Annotated in this window: 15 protein-coding genes, 1 tRNA gene and 1 pseudogene; 11 read left to right on the top strand and 6 right to left on the bottom strand. The window is 68.9% G+C overall.

The features are described 5' to 3' along the window. Window positions 1-70: 70 nt before the first annotated feature. Window positions 71-199, top strand: a complete 129-nt coding sequence (locus ACFYQA_RS03325; protein WP_003999697.1) for a DLW-39 family protein — start codon at window positions 71-73, stop codon at window positions 197-199. Window positions 200-405: 206 nt separating this feature from the next. Further along, window positions 406-1,713, top strand: coding sequence for a hypothetical protein (locus ACFYQA_RS03320; protein ID WP_388910841.1), 1,308 nt, complete (start codon window positions 406-408; stop codon window positions 1,711-1,713). Between the two features lie 43 nt (window positions 1,714-1,756). Here ACFYQA_RS03320 and ACFYQA_RS03315 read toward each other — a convergent pair whose 3' ends face one another. Both ACFYQA_RS03315 and ACFYQA_RS03310 read right to left on the bottom strand, forming a co-directional pair. Further along, entirely contained in the window at window positions 1,757-3,478 is a 1,722-nt protein-coding gene (locus tag ACFYQA_RS03315) for a protein kinase (protein ID WP_388910839.1), read from the bottom strand. 181 nt (window positions 3,479-3,659) lie between these two features. Next, the gene (locus ACFYQA_RS03310; protein ID WP_386393972.1) at window positions 3,660-4,208 is read right to left on the bottom strand and encodes a helix-turn-helix domain-containing protein; all 549 of its coding nucleotides are present in this window, start codon (window positions 4,206-4,208) and stop codon (window positions 3,660-3,662) included. Between the two features lie 183 nt (window positions 4,209-4,391). Here ACFYQA_RS03310 and ACFYQA_RS03305 point away from each other — a divergent pair. Further along, window positions 4,392-4,464: transfer RNA gene (locus ACFYQA_RS03305), tRNA-Ala, on the top strand. Between the two features lie 274 nt (window positions 4,465-4,738). On the opposite strand, the gene ACFYQA_RS03300 is transcribed toward ACFYQA_RS03305, so the two are convergent. After that, window positions 4,739-5,437: a DUF5324 family protein gene (locus tag ACFYQA_RS03300; protein ID WP_388910837.1), complete on the bottom strand. Its 699-nt coding sequence runs from the start codon at window positions 5,435-5,437 to the stop codon at window positions 4,739-4,741. A gap of 323 nt (window positions 5,438-5,760) precedes the next feature. Between ACFYQA_RS03300 and ACFYQA_RS03295 the strand changes: the two genes are divergently transcribed. Together ACFYQA_RS03295 and ACFYQA_RS03290 are read left to right on the top strand one after the other, a co-directional pair. Continuing rightward, entirely contained in the window at window positions 5,761-6,288 is a 528-nt protein-coding gene (locus ACFYQA_RS03295; protein WP_388910835.1) for a peptidylprolyl isomerase, read from the top strand. Between the two features lie 109 nt (window positions 6,289-6,397). Then, window positions 6,398-7,285 (top strand): rhomboid family intramembrane serine protease, encoded by an 888-nt coding sequence (locus tag ACFYQA_RS03290; protein WP_388910834.1) that lies wholly within the window; start codon window positions 6,398-6,400, stop codon window positions 7,283-7,285. A 311-nt stretch (window positions 7,286-7,596) separates the two neighbouring features. Here ACFYQA_RS03290 and crgA read toward each other — a convergent pair whose 3' ends face one another. Next, window positions 7,597-7,851: a cell division protein CrgA gene (gene crgA / locus ACFYQA_RS03285; RefSeq protein ID WP_388910832.1), complete on the bottom strand. Its 255-nt coding sequence runs from the start codon at window positions 7,849-7,851 to the stop codon at window positions 7,597-7,599. Between the two features lie 140 nt (window positions 7,852-7,991). On the opposite strand from crgA, the gene ACFYQA_RS03280 reads away from it, so the two are divergent. The 6 genes and pseudogenes from ACFYQA_RS03280 to ACFYQA_RS03255 all read left to right on the top strand — a co-directional run bounded on the left by ACFYQA_RS03280 (window position 7,992) and on the right by ACFYQA_RS03255 (window position 12,503). Further along, the gene (locus ACFYQA_RS03280) at window positions 7,992-8,771 is read left to right on the top strand and encodes a DUF881 domain-containing protein (RefSeq protein WP_388910830.1); all 780 of its coding nucleotides are present in this window, start codon (window positions 7,992-7,994) and stop codon (window positions 8,769-8,771) included. Window positions 8,772-8,829: 58 nt separating this feature from the next. Further along, window positions 8,830-9,602: pseudogene (locus ACFYQA_RS03275) on the top strand (class E sortase). Window positions 9,603-9,654: 52 nt separating this feature from the next. After that, window positions 9,655-9,816, top strand: a complete 162-nt coding sequence (locus ACFYQA_RS03270) for a hypothetical protein (protein ID WP_332429303.1) — start codon at window positions 9,655-9,657, stop codon at window positions 9,814-9,816. Beyond that, window positions 9,813-10,454: an aminodeoxychorismate/anthranilate synthase component II gene (locus tag ACFYQA_RS03265; protein WP_388910828.1), complete on the top strand. Its 642-nt coding sequence runs from the start codon at window positions 9,813-9,815 to the stop codon at window positions 10,452-10,454. Before ACFYQA_RS03270 ends, ACFYQA_RS03265 begins: the two co-directional genes overlap by 4 nt. After that, entirely contained in the window at window positions 10,451-11,728 is a 1,278-nt protein-coding gene (locus ACFYQA_RS03260; RefSeq protein ID WP_388910826.1) for a class E sortase, read from the top strand. Before ACFYQA_RS03265 ends, ACFYQA_RS03260 begins: the two co-directional genes overlap by 4 nt. A 13-nt stretch (window positions 11,729-11,741) precedes the next feature. After that, window positions 11,742-12,503 carry a class E sortase gene (locus tag ACFYQA_RS03255; protein WP_388910824.1) on the top strand — a complete coding sequence of 254 codons (762 nt, stop codon included), beginning with the start codon at window positions 11,742-11,744 and terminating at the stop codon, window positions 12,501-12,503. Window positions 12,504-12,599: 96 nt separating this feature from the next. On the opposite strand, the gene ACFYQA_RS03250 is transcribed toward ACFYQA_RS03255, so the two are convergent. Together ACFYQA_RS03250 and pknB are read right to left on the bottom strand one after the other, a co-directional pair. Next, window positions 12,600-13,622, bottom strand: coding sequence for a restriction endonuclease (locus ACFYQA_RS03250; RefSeq protein ID WP_388910822.1), 1,023 nt, complete (start codon window positions 13,620-13,622; stop codon window positions 12,600-12,602). 188 nt (window positions 13,623-13,810) lie between these two features. Further along, window positions 13,811-15,817: a Stk1 family PASTA domain-containing Ser/Thr kinase gene (gene pknB / locus ACFYQA_RS03245; RefSeq protein ID WP_388910819.1), complete on the bottom strand. Its 2,007-nt coding sequence runs from the start codon at window positions 15,815-15,817 to the stop codon at window positions 13,811-13,813. Window positions 15,818-15,900 lie beyond the last annotated feature (83 nt).

Below are 15,900 nucleotides of genomic sequence, written 5' to 3'. Positions count from 1 at the left end.
GATCGGTCTCGGCCGGTGTGTATAGTCGGGCGCCAGAGGTCCCCTACGTCAAGAAAGACGAGGTCGCGCGGTGAAGAAGCTTCTCCTGGTCGCACTGGCCGCCATCGGCGGACTCCTCGTGTACCGCCAGATCCAGGCGGATCGCGCCGAGCAGGATCTGTGGACGGAGGCGACTGACTCCGTGCCCACGGGTTCGTGAGTACCGACATACGACGCTGAACAGACCCCGGCCGCACTCGCGGCCGGGGTTTTGTGTGGGTGTGGGGGCCTTGCCGACGGGCCTTGTCCGCGGGGCAGGATGGTCACGGTGCGACGTCCGGCGACGACGAGGAGTGGCGCGTGAGGGCACGGCGGTGTACTGCGTGGGTACGGCGTGCACGGGCGGCGAGGGGCGGCCGGATCCCGGTGGCCGGACGCGCGGGAGTGGTGACGCTCGCCGCGGTGCTGCTGACGGGCCTGCCGGGCCTGCCGGGCCTGTCCACGGGGCAGGAGGCGGTCGCCGCAGAGGCCCCTGGCTACGCCTTCGAGGAGGGCGCGCCGCGGGTCGAAGGAGCCCTGAGCACCGCGGACGCCGTGCAGCTGGAGACCGGCCGTACCTATCGGAGCACCCTCCCGGCGAGCGGCCCGGTCCACTACCGCCTGGAACTCGACGACACCTCGAACGTCTATGCCTCCGCCACCGCCGTCCCGCCGGGCGGCGGCAGCGCCGCTGTCATCGACGGCGTCAAGGTGTCCGTACAGGACGGTGACGGACGCTCCTGCGACGTGGACACGGCGACCTTCGGCGCCGCCGCCAGCCCGCACCCGGTCGCCGCGTGGGCCGCGCGCGAGATCTCTCCCCGACGGTCCCTCTGCAAGGACGCCGGTACGTACTACGTGGCCGTCGAACGCGCGGATCCGGACGGGAAGGGCGCCTCCCCCGACGCCTGGGAGCTGGAGCTCACCACCGTGTCGGAACCGCGGCCGGCGCAGGCCGGAGCGACGACCGCGCCGGACGCGTGGAACTCCGCCTCGCCCGAACCCGTCGCCGGGGAGGCCCGACGGCGTGCCGGCGGCGCCGGTTTCACCGAGGCCACCCCTCTTGGTGAGGGAGTCTGGCGGGACGACATCCGACCCGGCCGGACGCTCTTCTACAAGGTCCCGGTCGGCTGGGGCCGGCAGTTCAACGCCACTGCCGAACTGGGCAGTTCGAGCTCGGGCAGTACCGGTTTCGTCCCCGCCGCACTGGACCTGGACCTCTACAACCCCGTACGCGGACATGTCGCGGACGTGGGCATCGGCTACGACGGCAGGCAGAAGTCGGGCAGCCTCTCCCCGCTGCCCCACGTCGCGTACGCCAATCGCCACGCACCCAACAGCCAGGTCGCGGCGATGCGTTTCGCCGGCTCGTACTACCTCGTCGCGCACCTCGCGGAGAAGGTCGCGGACGACTTCGGCGACGGGCCCGTCCCGCTGACACTGCGGGTGCGCGTGAGCGGGACGGCACAGGACGGGCCCGGATACGCGGGGGAGCCCGTGCCGTCGGACGTCTTCGCGGCCGGTGAGCAGGACCACGAGGCAGCGGTGGACGGGCCGCAGGCGGATCGGCCGGCGAACGACGACACCATGATGACGGCGCTCGCGGTGGGCGGTATCGGCACCGGCAGCGCACTGCTGGTGGGCCTCGGGGTGTGGACCGCGGTGGCTCGGCGGAGAACTGTCTCCCCGGGCTAGGAAGGCAGTTCCCGGGACGGCGGTCCGTGGAGCGGCAGGGGTTTCAGATTCGGGTGAGCGCCCAGAACCCCACGGAGTAGCAGGCCAGGGCCAGGAGCAGGAGAGGGACGGCCACCCGCGCGGGAGGGCCGGGACGGCGACGACGTCGGCTGCCCGCTCCGTGCCGTGGCCCTGCCCTGCCCTGGGACGGTGCATCAGGGACCCCGGCGGTGTATTCGGCGGTGGAGGGATCGGCGCGGTGCGACGCGGGACGGGGATGCGTGGACGGCCGGGGCAGGGGGGAGCGCAGCGGGTGAGTGGGGTCGTGAGGGGATACGGGGGACACGGAGCCGGAGTGGACGACCTGCGGCTGCGCGTTGTACGGCGGCTGGGGCGGACCCGGTACCCGAGGCGGTGCCGGTAACGGCGCCTGTGGCTGCGCCGCCGGCGTGGGCGCATGACGCGGCGGAACGGGCGAGGGCGAGAGGGAGGGGGTGACCGTGGCCTGGGGCGGTGGAAGGTGGAAGCTGCCGGTGTCCGACATGGAGGGCGGCTGTGGGGGGACGGACGGTACCGGAGGAGGGCCGGTGCCCGAGGCGGGTGGCCAGGTGGTGTGGGGGGCGGAATGTGGTGCCGGGGTGGTGCCCTGGCGCGGGTCGGTGGAACTGGTACCGCTGCCTATGGAGGATGAACCGGGTGACGCCGGAGTGCTGTGGCCTCCGCCGAAGGGCTGGAACACCGGGCTCGCCGTTCCGGCACCTGGTGTTCCGGCGCCCGCCGCCGGTCCGAGGTCCCTCGGTCGGGCGTTCCCCGGGCGGCCCGTCTCCCCGTGCTCCGGATATCGACCCTCCGCTCCGGGGCGGCCCCTGCCCTGGCCCCGTTCCGAGCGCACGCCCGAGGCCGCCTTCAGTGGGCCGTCGGAGCCGAAGCCCGTGGGAAGCGGGCCGAGTTGGTCGAAGATCTCGATCACTTCGTCGTCGGGCCCGGGTTCCGGGAGCAGATCCCTGGCCGCCGCCAAGGCCTTGCGCGCCCCCGTGGCCGTACGGAACCGCGCCTGCGGGTCCGGCTGCAGCAGTGTGGCCACGACCTGCCACAGCGGTTCGGGGACGCCCTGGGGAGCCCCGGGCGTCCCGTGTTCGTCGAAGTACTGGATGAGGGCCTTGGCATCCGGTTTGGCGCCCTCCAGCAGATACAGCGCGACCAGGCCCACGGCGAACAGGTCTGCGGGGAAATCCGGTTCGGAGCCCATCATCTGCTCCGGCGCGAGATAGCCGGGCGTGCCCACCACCAGGTCGGTCTCGGTCAGGCGGGGCTCTCCGAGCCGCATGGCGATGCCGAAGTCGGACAGCCGCAGCCGCGGCGTGCCCGTGCCGGTGGCCTCCAGGAGGATGTTGGCGGGCTTGATGTCGCGGTGGACGACGCCTTCCGTGTGCACCGCGGTGAGCCCCGCCAGGAGCTGGTCGAGCAGGGTGCTGACGAACACCGGCGGCAGGGGACCGTAGTCGCCGATGAGGTGGACCAGTGAACCGCCGGCGACCAGGTCCATGGTGAACAGAACCTTGTCGTCGTCGGCGGCCCAGCTGGTCGGGGCGAGCACATGGGGGTGGTCGATCCGCAGGGCCTGCTCGCGCACGAAACGGAGCAGGGAGTGGGCGTCGCTCTGCAGCAGGACCTTGGCGGCCGCGTAGCGGCGGCGACGGTGGTCCCAGGCACGCCAGACGGCACCGACACCTCCGCGCCCGATCGGGTCGGCCAGTTCGTACCGGCCGGCAAAGACCTCACCCATGGCTGTGCGTCGCTCCTCCCCCAGCGGTGCCGTGCCTGGCCCTGCCCTACCCCTTCTGGCTCACGTTCTGCCTCCCGCCGACTGCTTCCCCTCGACTGCTTCCCCCGTGACGAACGGTTCGACTCCCCCCGGCTGTCCCTCCCGCGTTTCCGGCTGCCGGCCCCCTCCGGCCGCCGGGGCCTCAGTTCTGGTGGGACTGGTAGTGCGTGACCGCGTCGGAGGTGCGGCCGGCGCCGTAGACCCGGAGGAACTCTGCCAGTTCGGGGTGGGTCGGGGCGAGAGTGTCGGCGGCGTCGATGATGTCACCGGCTGCCGCCACCGAGCGCAGCAGCGACTGGATCTCACGCACCACCCGCTTGACCGTGGGCGCCCCCGAACCGCTCGTCGTCTGCGTGGTGTTGCTGAGTACCGAGCCGCCCTGCGACTTTTTGATCTCCTCCATGCGCTCGGTCGCCTCGGCCGCGCTGACGCTTCCGTCCGCGACCTGTCCCGCCAGGTCCTGCAGCAGCTGTACCCGCTGGACCACGGCGGGGTTGCCGATCTTCGCCCGCTGGCCGCTCATCAGCTGCGACAGCATCGGAGCGGACAGTCCCAGTACCCCCGCGAGACGAGCCTGGTTGAGGCCGAGATCGTCTATGAGCTTACGGAAGAGCGCCCCCAGTGGCTCCCCGTACCAGTTCCGCTGCAGTTCCCGCGCTCTTGCGGTGGCTTCCTGCTGTGCGGCGTCCATTGCGTCTCCCCATCGCTTCCCCAAGAACCGTGCTTCGCTGTAGCGAACCACGCCAAGCATCTTACGGAGAGTGGTCGGTCACGGGGACCCCCAATCCTTTTTGCGGAACCCCCCCGGTGACCCGGTACTCTGGTTCTGGCGCCCGCCCGGATGTTTCTTCTTCCTGGTGGACGCTTTGTCCACGGGGCCTTAGCTCAGTTGGTAGAGCGCTGTCTTTGCATGGCAGATGTCAGGGGTTCGACTCCCCTAGGCTCCACAAAAAACCCCTCCCACCTGCGAAAACGCAGGTGGGAGGGGTTTTTGCGTCGGCTTCTTTTCCCCGCTTCCGACTTCGTTTCCCGGCTTTCGGCCCCGGCCCCCCGCCGTAGCCCAGGCTTCCAGGACTCCCGGCTTTCCGCCGCCCGGCTCCCGTTCGCCGCTCCCCGGGGCCTGTTTCACGTGAAACAGCCCGGTGGGGCAGGAGGCGCTGAACTCTCCTGCCCCACCGGGCTGTTGACAGCGCAGGCGGGTGTGCCGCCGCGCGGACAGGCCTATGGCTGTTCGTCGCGCTTGGCGGCCTCCTCGGCCTCCTCCGCCCGGACCTCGGGGTCGAGCGTGGCCCCGCGGCTGCCGTCCACCGACGTCAGCGTGCCGGAGTCCCGGACATCGGTCGCGGGCGGCGGCTCCACCAGCCAGTCCGGGTTGGCCTGCTTGTCCCACCACTTCCAGGCGGCGAAGGCGCCGCCGGCAACGGCACCCAGGACGACGATCACCTTCGCGGCACGACCGGCCTTCGCGCGCCGTTGCTGCTTGCGGACCAGCTTCTGGATCTGCTGGGCCGAGACCTGGCCACGCAGGGCGGCCAGCACCGCCGCACTGCGCGCCGCCGCTTCGTCCTTCGCCGGGCCGGCGGCGGCCCTGGCCTGTTCGATCCTCGGCCGGGAGTAGTCCGCCGCCTGCTGGGCGGTCTTGCGGGTGCGGATGGCGGCCTCATGGGCGGCCAGATCGACCTTCGGCGGCACATGGGTGCGGGCCTGCTCCAGGTATGGCTGGACATGGGTGCCGTACTGGACCAGGGCATGCCCTGCGGCCTGTGTCACCTTGGGCGCCAGCCGTACGCGTGCTTCCTGCGCGTAGTGCGCGGCCTTCACCTTGGCTGTGTCGGCGTAGGGCGCCACCACGTCCGCGGCGTGCAGCACGCTGTCCTTTGCCGAATCAGTCGCGGCGCGCACGCTTTCGATGCGGGTCACGGTTCCTCCTCCTCGGTGGCGTACGTTTTTCGACTGTCCACCCTTTTACGGATCATGCATCCCGCGACGACGCCGGGCATGTGTGGGCGGGCATATGGGTGCCGATGGCATTGATCGAGTGCAATAGCGGATGAATGCGGGGGAACGGGAGCTGGTTCGTCGACAATGCCACGGATCGTTGCCGAGTGCCCCCGTCGCGGCGGCACTCACCCGGTTTCCGCAAGCTGTTCGGTCCTGTTGCCCCCTGTGAGCGGGCGACGGGCGACTGTGCGCCCCGTCCGTGCGAGGATCAGGGAGTTACGAAAGACAACGGAAGGCACACCGTGGCTGACCAGCTCTACGCCACCCTGAAGACCAACAACGGCGACATCAAGGTCCGGCTCTTCGCGAACCAGGCGCCGATCACCGTCAAGAACTTCGTCGAGCTCGCCAAGGGCGAGCGGGAGTGGACGCACCCGGAGACCGGGGCGAAGTCCACAGCCAAGCTCTACGACGGCACGGTCTTCCACCGGGTGATCAGTGGCTTCATGATTCAGGGCGGAGACCCGCTGGGCAACGGCACCGGCGGTCCCGGCTACCAGTTCGAGGACGAGTTCCACCCGGACCTGCGCTTCGACAAGCCCTACCTGCTGGCGATGGCCAACGCGGGTCCGGGCACCAACGGCTCGCAGTTCTTCATCACCGTCTCTCCGACGGCGTGGCTGAGCCGCAAGCACACCATTTTCGGCGAGGTCACCGACGCCGCGAGCCAGAAGGTCATCGACACCATCGCGGCCACGCAGACCAACCCGCGCACCGACCGTCCGCTCAATGACGTCGTCATCGAGTCGGTCGAGATCCGCGAGGGCTGAGGACTGCCCTGTCCCCGAGGAGTGCGCAAGCCCCCAGAGGGAACCAAACGCCCCGCTCATCCGTAAGGATGGGCGGGGCGGGGCTTTTCCACACGACCTAGGGGAACCCATGGACGACCAGGCTGCCGGCAGCCCGCAGGACGCCCACGGCGTCCTCGTCTGCTATCGCCACCCGGACCGTGAGACCGGCATTCGCTGTACCCGCTGCGAGCGTCCGATCTGCCCCGAGTGCATGATCAGCGCCTCGGTCGGGTTCCAGTGCCCCGAATGCGTCCGCGGAGGCTCGGCAACCGGCCATGCGCCCACGGCCTCCATGCCCCGCACGATCGCGGGCGGCACCGTCGCCGCGGACCCCCGGCTGGTCACCAAGATCCTTCTCGGGATCAATGCCGCGGTGTTCATCGCGGTGCATGTCTGGTCGTCACTGTTGGACCATCTCGTGCTGATCGGGGTCTGGCCCCCGGTGCCGTTCAATCCCACCGAGGGTGTCGCCGAGGGCGAGTGGTACCGCCTGGTCACCTCGATGTTCACGCACGAGGAGATCTGGCACATCGCCTTCAACATGCTCGCTCTGTGGTGGCTCGGCGGCCCGCTCGAGCAGGCCCTCGGCCGGGCCCGCTATCTCGCGCTCTATCTGATTTCAGGCCTGGCGGGCAGCGCGCTGACCTATCTGCTGGCCTCGGGGTCCACGGCCTCGCTCGGTGCCTCGGGCGCCATCTTCGGGCTGTTCGGCGCGACCGCGGTCCTGGTACGGCGGCTCAACTACGACATGCGGCCGATCATCGCCCTGCTGGTGATCAACTTGATCTTCACCTTCGGCTGGAGCAACATCGCATGGCAGGCCCATATCGGAGGACTTGTCGCCGGTGTCGTGATCGGATACGCCATGGTCCATGCGCCGCGTGAGCGGCGAGCGCTGATCCAGTACGGAACCTGTGCGCTGGTTCTTGCCGTGGTCGTGTTGATAACCCTGGTGAGGACGGTTCAGCTCGTCTGAGGGCACGTTGTCCACAGCATGTGGCGGATCTTGTGCACACCGTGCGGGAACATCTGTGCCCGATGTCACTGGCCGGTGTTTTCCCAGGTCAGAGGCGTGCGAACGGGTATTCGGTTACCGGTACTTCTGTTACACAGGCGTCAACGTCCGGCGGGTTATCCACAGATCGTCGTTTCTTTTCCCCACGCTGTGGAAACGCCTGTGGATAACTCGGTGGACGGCCCTGCCCGGAGCTGAGGACAGCCCTGCCCGGAGCCGTCGGGCAGCTCCGGGCAGGGCTTGGTCCAGCTGGTGGTGAGCGCTGCCGGGCGCTACTTCCACTGCGTCGAGACGCCGAATCCGGCAGCGATGAAGCCGAAGCCCACCACGATGTTCCAGTTACCCAGAGCGTCGATGGGCAGCTTGCCGTCGGTGACGTAGAACACGACGATCCAGGCCAGGCCGATCAGGAACAGAGCCAGCATCACCGGCGCGACCCAGGAGCGGCTGGTCAGCTTGAGGGCGGTCGTCTGCTTCGCCGCCGGCGGCGTGTAGTCGGCCTTCTTGCGGATACGTGACTTCGGCACGAGGGTCTCTCCTGTCGATGCGCTGCGTGGCCGCGCAGGGAACTGGGTCGGGCTCGGGGCGGTTGGGAGGGGACTCCGAGCGCTCCCCCGGGCGTCCGTTAGCGTAGTCCTTCCGTGGCGCCGAAGGAGATAAGGGTACGTTGAGCAATTCTGCCGACTCTCCCGGGACGGGATCCAGTCCTGTCCGCCGATGGGGTTTCCGGCCCCTCCGGATCCTCACCGCGGGTGTCTTCGCCCTCGCGGGTCTGCTCTTCTTCACCAGCTTCGACACGGCGAAGGGGACCAACATCCGCACGGACGACTCGCTGCTGAAGCTGTCCGACCTCATTCATGAGCGCAGCCGGAAGAACGGTGTGCTGGAGAAGTCCAACGCGGCTCTGCGCGGGGACGTCGAGTCCCTCGCCGAGCGCGATGCCGGCAGGAGTGCGGCGGAGGACGACGAACTCGCCGGCCTGGAGCACCGCGCGGGGACGCAGGAGCTCCAGGGGGAGGCCGTCACGGTCACGCTCGACGACGCTCCACCGGACGCCACCGCCAAGCTTCCCGGATATCCCGAGCCGGAACCCGACTATCTGGTCATCCATCAGCAGGATCTCCAGGCCGTGGTGAACGCGATGTGGCAGGGCGGTGCCGAGGGCATCAAGGTCATGGACCAGCGGCTGATCTCCACCAGCGCGGTGCGCTGCGTGGGCAACACCCTGATTCTCCAGGGCCGCGTCTACTCGCCGCCGTACAAGATCACGGCGGTCGGTGATCCGGAGAAGCTGAAGAACGCGCTCGCGGCCTCCTCGTCGATCCAGAACTACATGGTGTACGTCAATGTCTACGGGCTCGGCTGGAAGGTCGAGGACGACGGGCCGATAACTCTGCCCGGCTACTCGGGCACAGTGGACCTGCACTACGCGAAGCCCGTGGAGTAGAGGCCGCGGGGCAGACTCCGGGCCGGGGCGGGCTCCGGGGTGAGGCCGGGAGTCGCCGGTGCGTGGGATCGTCAGGACCGTCAGCGAGCTGTGCGTCACCGTCGGCACCCTGATCGTGCTCTTCGTCGCCCATGTCCTCTTCCGGGCCGGGGTCAGGCCGGTCAGGTCATGGACGACCGGATCGCGCTCCTCGAGGACCAGTGGGCGAGGGAGAGTGCTCTGCCGGCCGTCAGGTCCACGACGCCGGCCGCCGCGTCCTCGCCCGTGCCCACCGCGAGTTCCGGTGCCGGCGCATCTCCCGGCATCTCCCCCGGCGGCCCCTCGGAGTCGAAGCCGTGCGTCGCGGGAAAGCCCTTCGCGATCATGTACATCCCGCGTCTTGGTTTCACGTGGAACAAGGTGGAACAAGACCGTGCTCGAGGGCACGGAGGCCGGCACCCTGAAGAAGGGCCTCGGCCACTACGTGAACGCCGCGCGGCTGGGCCGCGAGGGCAGCTTCTCCGTCGCCGGCCCACCGGCCCACCGGCGCACCCATGACGACCCGTCCAAGGACTTTCCCCGGCTAGGACGGGGTGACGCGGTGGTGCTGTGACCGACGGGACAACCTGGTTCACGTACCGGATCGGCCGGGGTCCGTACAGAACCGTGCCCACGGACATCGAGGTGATCGGCCCTGTGTCACGTACTTCCGGGTACACGCGTCCGGGCCGTTACCTGACGCTGACGACGTGCGAACCGGAATGGGGGCACAGGCACCGGCTGATCGGCTGGGCCCATCCGGACTCCACGCAGCCTGTGGAGGCCGGGAAACCGGAGGCGTTGCGCCGTTAGTCTGGTGACGTACGGCGTGGGTCTGGTGCCGTGGTGCGACGGAAGGGACGGCATGTACAGCTGGATCTGGCGGCATCTGCCGGGTAACGGATGGGTGAGGGCGCTCATCTCGCTCGTGCTGGCCACCGCTGTGGTCTATGTCCTCTTCCAGTACGTCTTCCCCTGGGCGGAACCGCTGCTGCCCTTCAATGATGTGACGGTGGACAGCCAGTGAGCGCGCGCATTCTCGTCGTCGACAACTACGACAGCTTCGTCTTCAACCTGGTGCAGTACCTGTACCAACTGGGCGCCGAGTGCGAGGTCCTGCGCAACGACGAGGTGTCGACGGCGTATGCAGGTGGGGGAGGGTTCGACGGGGTGCTGCTGTCCCCGGGGCCCGGGACTCCCGAGCAGGCCGGGGTCTGTGTGGACATGGTGCGGCACTGTGCGTCGACCGGGGTGCCGGTCTTCGGTGTCTGCCTCGGCATGCAGTCCATGCAGGTGGCCTACGGCGGTGTCGTGGGCCGTGCCCCCGAGTTGCTGCACGGGAAGACCTCGCCGGTCGAGCACGAGGGCAAGGGCGTTTTCGCGGGCCTGCCGTCGCCGTTCACGGCGACGCGCTACCACTCGCTGGCCGCCGAGCCGGCCACCGTACCGGTGGAGCTGGAAGTGACGGCCCGGACGCCGGACGGCATCGTGATGGGTCTGCGTCACCGTGAACTGCGCGTCGAGGGTGTGCAGTTCCATCCCGAGTCGGTGCTTACCGAGCACGGTCACCGGATGCTGGCCAACTGGCTGGTGGAGTGCGGGGACGAGGGAGCGGTGGCGAGATCGGCGGGGCTCGCTCCGGTGGTGGGCAGGTCGCCGGCGTGACCGCGCTGCGCCCCGAGCGCGAGTCCGGCGCCGGACACGGGGAGTCCTTCACGGAGGGCTTCTCGTACGGCACCGGCGGCGAGCAGGGGACCTCGTACGGGCAGCAGCAGCCGTACGGGGCGCCCGGCACGCTCGGGGGCGGCGACTGGTACGACACCACCCAGCAGGGCGCCTATCCCTATGGCGGCGCGGGGTCGGCCGGCAGCGGTGCTGCCGGGGCCGACGACAGCACCGCGTATCTGCCGTCCGTCGACGAGCACGCGTATCTGCCGTCCGTCGACGAGGAGACGATGGCGCTGCGGATCCCCGATCCGCCGCCGCAGCGCGTGGGGCGCGCGCAGCGTACGGACGGCACGGGGTACACGACGGGCAGTGCTGCGGCGGACGCGGTGTACGGGACGGCCGGGGCGGGCGGGGCGCGCACGGAGCCCCCGGTGGCTTCCGAGGGCCGGGCGGCGCGCAGGAAGGCCGCCAAGAGGCGCCAGGGGCACCGTGGCGGCGCGAACAGCCCTTCCGAGGGCCATGACGTCCGGCAGGGTCACAGTGCGCCTCAGGCGTCGCTCTCGCGCGTGGAGGCGCGGCGGCGGGCCCGGGAGCGGAAGGCGAGCCCCGCCGTCGTCGCGAGCCGGGGTATCGGCGAGGTGTTCATCACCTGCGGTGTGCTGATGCTGCTGTTCGTGACGTACCAGTTGTGGTGGACGAATGTGCGTGCGCAGGCACAGGCCGGCCAGGAGGCCAGCGACCTCCAGAGCGACTGGGCCAACGGCAAGCGCAAGCCGGGCGCGTTCGAGCCGGGTCAGGGTTTCGCGCTGCTGCACATCCCGAAGCTGGACGTGGTGGTGCCGATCGCCGAGGGCATCGACAGCAAGAAGGTCCTCGACCGGGGCATGGTGGGCCACTACGCGGAGGGGGCCCTGAAGACGGCGATGCCGAACGACAAGGAGGGAAACTTCGGGGTCGCGGGGCACCGCAACACGCACGGGGAGCCGTTCCGGTACATCAACCGGCTGGAGCCGGGCGACCCGATCGTCGTGGAGACGCAGGACACGTACTTCGTCTACAAGATGGCGTCGATCCTGCCGGTGACGCCGCCGAGCAACGTGAGCGTCCTCGAGCCCGTCCCGAAGGGGTCGATCTTCACCGGACCGGGCCGCTACATCACGCTGACCACGTGCACGCCGGAGTTCACCAGCAAGTACCGCATGATCGTCTGGGGCAAGATGGACGAGGAACGGCCGCGCAGCAAGGGCAAGCCGGATGCGCTCGTCAGTTAAGGGCAGAGGAAACGTGGCAGCGACCGCCGACGACACCGAAGAGCACACCGCCATGTCCGCGTCACCATCGCCTCCGGCCCGCCGCCGTATGGGACCGGGCGCGCTGCTGGTCAGCGCACTCGGGGAGCTTCTCATCACCGCGGGCCTGGTGCTCGGCCTGTTCGTCGTCTACTCGCTGTGGTGGACGAACGTGCTCGCCGACCGCGAGGCGGGCAAGCAGGCCGACAAGGTGCGCGACAAATGGGCCCAGGGACCCGGTGGCGACGCCGGTGACGGTCCCGCCTCCTACGACAGCAAGAACGGCATCGGCTTCCTGCACGTGCCCGCGATGGGCGACGACATCCTGATCGAGAAGGGCACCACGATGAAGGTGCTCAACGACGGCGTCGCCGGCTACTACACCGACCCGGTGAAGGCGACCCTGCCGACGTCCGGCAAGAAGGGCAACTTCTCGCTGGCCGCGCACCGGGACGGCCACGGGGCCAAGTTCCACGACATCCACAAGATCAAGGACGGCGACCCGATCGTCTTCGAGACGAAGGACACCTGGTACGTCTACAAGACCTACGCGATCCTTCCCGAGACCTCGAAGTACAACGTGGACGTCCTCGCGAAGGTCCCCGAGGAGTCCGGCCGCAAGAAGGCCGGCCACTACATCACCCTGACGACCTGCACACCGGTGTACACCAGCAAGTACCGCTATGTCGTCTGGGGTGAACTGGTCCGTACGGAGAAGGTCGACGAGGACCGGACACCGCCGAAGGAACTGCGCTGAGGCGACAAAGGGCCTTCAAGGACCTTTGTCGCCTAACATGGCGGAGGCCCGAAGCCGCAACTTTCTCTTGCGGCTTCGGGCCTTCACGATCTGCTGCTATCGCAGAGCCTTGAGACGCACTCCGGCGGTCCATGCCTCCACTTCTTCCCGATTGACCGTGACGACTCCGGTCAGGTCGGCGATCGCCTGTGATTCGTGGCTGAAGTTGCAGGTGGCGACGAAGAGCGCGAGGTCCACACGGTTGATGGCCCGCGCCGCGCCCGCGAACTTCTGCATGTCGGCACTGGGCACGGTCCAGCGTCCTGACCGGTTCTTGCACTGGACGGCCACAGTCCGCCCGTCCGCGGTACGGCCGGTGACGTCGATGCCCCTGTCGCTGCGGGCCTGCCGTACGACGACATCGGTGCAGCCGTCGCGCCGCAGCAGGTCGGCGACGTGCTGTTCGAACGCCTGCCAGGTCATCGCCTTGAGCGTCGACCTGACGTTCTCCGCGGGGGCCGACCCCTCCAGGGTGGCGAGGCGCTTGTGGTGCCAGCACAGCCTGCGCTCGACGTTCTCGATGTCCTCGCGGAGTTCGAGGAGCTCGAGGCGGTGTTCACCGGACGTGGCGATCAAGGCGTTGAGCATCGGCACGATCGTCCTGCCGAGGATGTGGGTGATGCGCTGGTCGATGCGGGCATCGAAGGAGAAGGGTTCGGTGGGGACTGGGTTGTCCACAGGCTGTGTGCGCGCCAGATATTCCATGTCCAGGAGGTAGACACGCACCTGACGTGCGACTTCGCTGTCCCGGAGGAGCATGGCGACGTTGAGGACGGCACGGCGGGAGTAGAGAGCGAGGGACCGGGAGCGCGACTGGATCCCACTGGCCCTCTTAAAGAGGGTCAGTCGCGTACCCGTCAAGACGTGGTAGCCGTTGGCTCGTAGTTCGTTCCGATGGTCCTCAACAACTGACTCGAGTGTCTTCACAGTGACCTCGAAGTACGTCGCCACCATCGCCGTCGTCACATGCATTCCGTCCGGCAGCAGTGACAGGGCCTTGACCCGGTCGAGAACGTCCGTGCGTTCCAGGACGCCGCTGCGCAGCGTCTGCGATTCCAGAAGTACTGATTCCTTGAGCACCCTCTGCCCCTTGCGTTGTCGTGGTCGGGGCAGAACCCGGACGGCCCGCCCCACCCGATCAACGAGCCGTGTGAGGCGAAGGTGCGTACGGTGTGGGGACCAACGTTCAAGTGCGGTCCCATGGCGGAGCCCCGGCACCCTCTTCAGAGGGTGCCGGGGCTCCGGCGCGTCCGGCGTGTCCGGAGGGGTCAGTCCCTGTTGCCGCCGGTGAGGCCGCCGAGGAAGCCGCCGCCGTTGTCACCGCCGTTACCACCCTGGTCCACGGTGAACAGAGTGACTGCCGTTCCCTTGTCGACCGGGTTGCCCTGGCCCGGGTCGGCGCGGAAGACGAAGGAGTTGGGATCCTGCGAACCCTTGATCTCGCCGACCGCCAGCCCGGCTTCCTCGATCAGCCTTCGGGCGGCTTCGAGGGGCTGGCCGTTGACGTTCGGGACGGCGACCTTCTCGGGCTGCTCGGCCTCCTTGGCCTTGCCGACGACGATCTGCACCTGGGAGTTCTTGTCGATCTGCTGGTTGGGGCCCGGCGTGGTCTCGATGACCCTGCCGACCTGGTTCGGGTCGTCGACGTCCCGCTCGGTGCAGTTGCCCACCAGGTCGCTGGCGCTCATCTGCGTCTTGGCCTCGTCGCAGGTCCTGCCGAGGACGTCCGGGACCGTCGACCTGGCCACCGCCTTGGCGACGGTGAGGGTGATGGTGGTGCCCTTCTCCACTTCCTCGCCGAGAGCCGGGTCCTGCTCGAGGACGGTGCCCGCTGTCTCCGAGACTTCCTTCTCCTTGGTCTCGACGACGAAGGCGTACTTCTCGCCCTCCAGCTCCGCCTTGGCGTCGTCGATGTTGTCGCCGACTACGCTCGGTACCGCCACCTTGGGCGCCCCCGTGGACACCACCAGGTTGACGGTGGATTCCTTCTTGACGTCGGTGCCCTGCTCGGGGTCCTGCTCGCAGATGTTGCCCTTGGCCTGGTCCTCGCAGGGTTTCTCCGTGAACTCGAGTACCAGGTCGGTGTTGATGGCCTGTTTGTCCGCGGCTTCCTTCGTGAGACCGACGAAGTTCGGGGCTTTGATGGTGTCGTTGCCCACGCCTCCGTTGCCGGAGAAGACCCAGCGGCCGAGGAGGATGGCGCCGACCAGGACCAGGACGCCCGACGCGACGAGCAGGATCGTCGAGGTGTTGTTCTTCTTCTGCTGGCGGCGCCGGCCGGGGCGGTCGTCGTAGCCGTAGCCGCCGTCGTCCGGGTTCATGGGGGGCAGCATCGACGTCGCGGCGCCGGAGTCCGAGCGCAGGGCGGTCGTCGGCTGGTCGTCGGGGTAGCCGCCGTAGCCGGCCGTGCCCATCGCGGCGGTGGCGGCGACGGGCCGGCCGTCGAGGTAGGCCTCGATGTCGACGCGCATCTCGTCGGCCGACTGGTAGCGGTAGTCGGGGTCCTTGACGAGCGCCTTCAGCGTGATCGCGTCTATCTCGGGCGTGACCTCGGGGTCGAAGACGCTCGGCGCCTGTGGTTCCTCCCGGACGTGCTGGTAGGCGACCGCGATGGGGGAGTCGCCGACGAACGGCGGGCGGACGGTGAGGAGTTCGTACAGCAGGCAGCCGGTGGAGTAGAGGTCGGAGCGGGCGTCGACCTGTTCGCCTTTGGCCTGTTCGGGTGAGAGGTACTGTGCGGTGCCGATGACCGCCGAGGTCTGGGTCATCGTCATGCCGGAGTCGCCCATGGCGCGGGCGATGCCGAAGTCCATGACCTTGACCTGGCCGTTGCGCGTCAGCATGACGTTCGCGGGCTTGATGTCGCGGTGGACGATGCCGGCCCGGTGCGAGTACTCCAGGGCCTGGAGGATGCCGATGGTCATCTCCAGCGTCCGCTCCGGCAGCAGCTTGCGGCCGCTGTGCAGGAGTTCGCGGAGCGTGGAGCCGTCGACGTACTCCATGACGATGTACGGGATGGAGACCCCGTCGATGTAGTCCTCGCCCGTGTCGTAGACCGCGACGATCGCGGGATGGTTGAGCGAGGCGGCCGACTGGGCCTCCCGGCGGAACCGGGCCTGGAAGGACGGGTCACGCGCGAGGTCGGCGCGGAGCGTCTTCACTGCAACGGTGCGGCCGAGGCGGGTGTCGTGGCCGAGGTAGACCTCTGCCATGCCGCCGCGGCCGAGCACGTGGCCCAGTTCGTACCGGCCGCCGAGGCGACGCGGCTCTTCCATAGCTACCTACCAGCCCTCTCCGTCGGTCCCGGCCGGCACGTTCGTGCGGCCGGAGGCTGCCGTCCGGGGATACGGTACCCGGC

Source organism: Streptomyces sp. NPDC005774 (genome assembly GCF_042871645.1).
In the GTDB taxonomy this organism is placed as follows: Bacteria; Actinomycetota; Actinomycetes; order Streptomycetales; family Streptomycetaceae; genus Streptomyces; species Streptomyces pratens.
The sequence above is the reverse complement of the archived record's forward strand: the minus strand, read 5'-3'. Positions and strand labels throughout refer to the sequence as shown.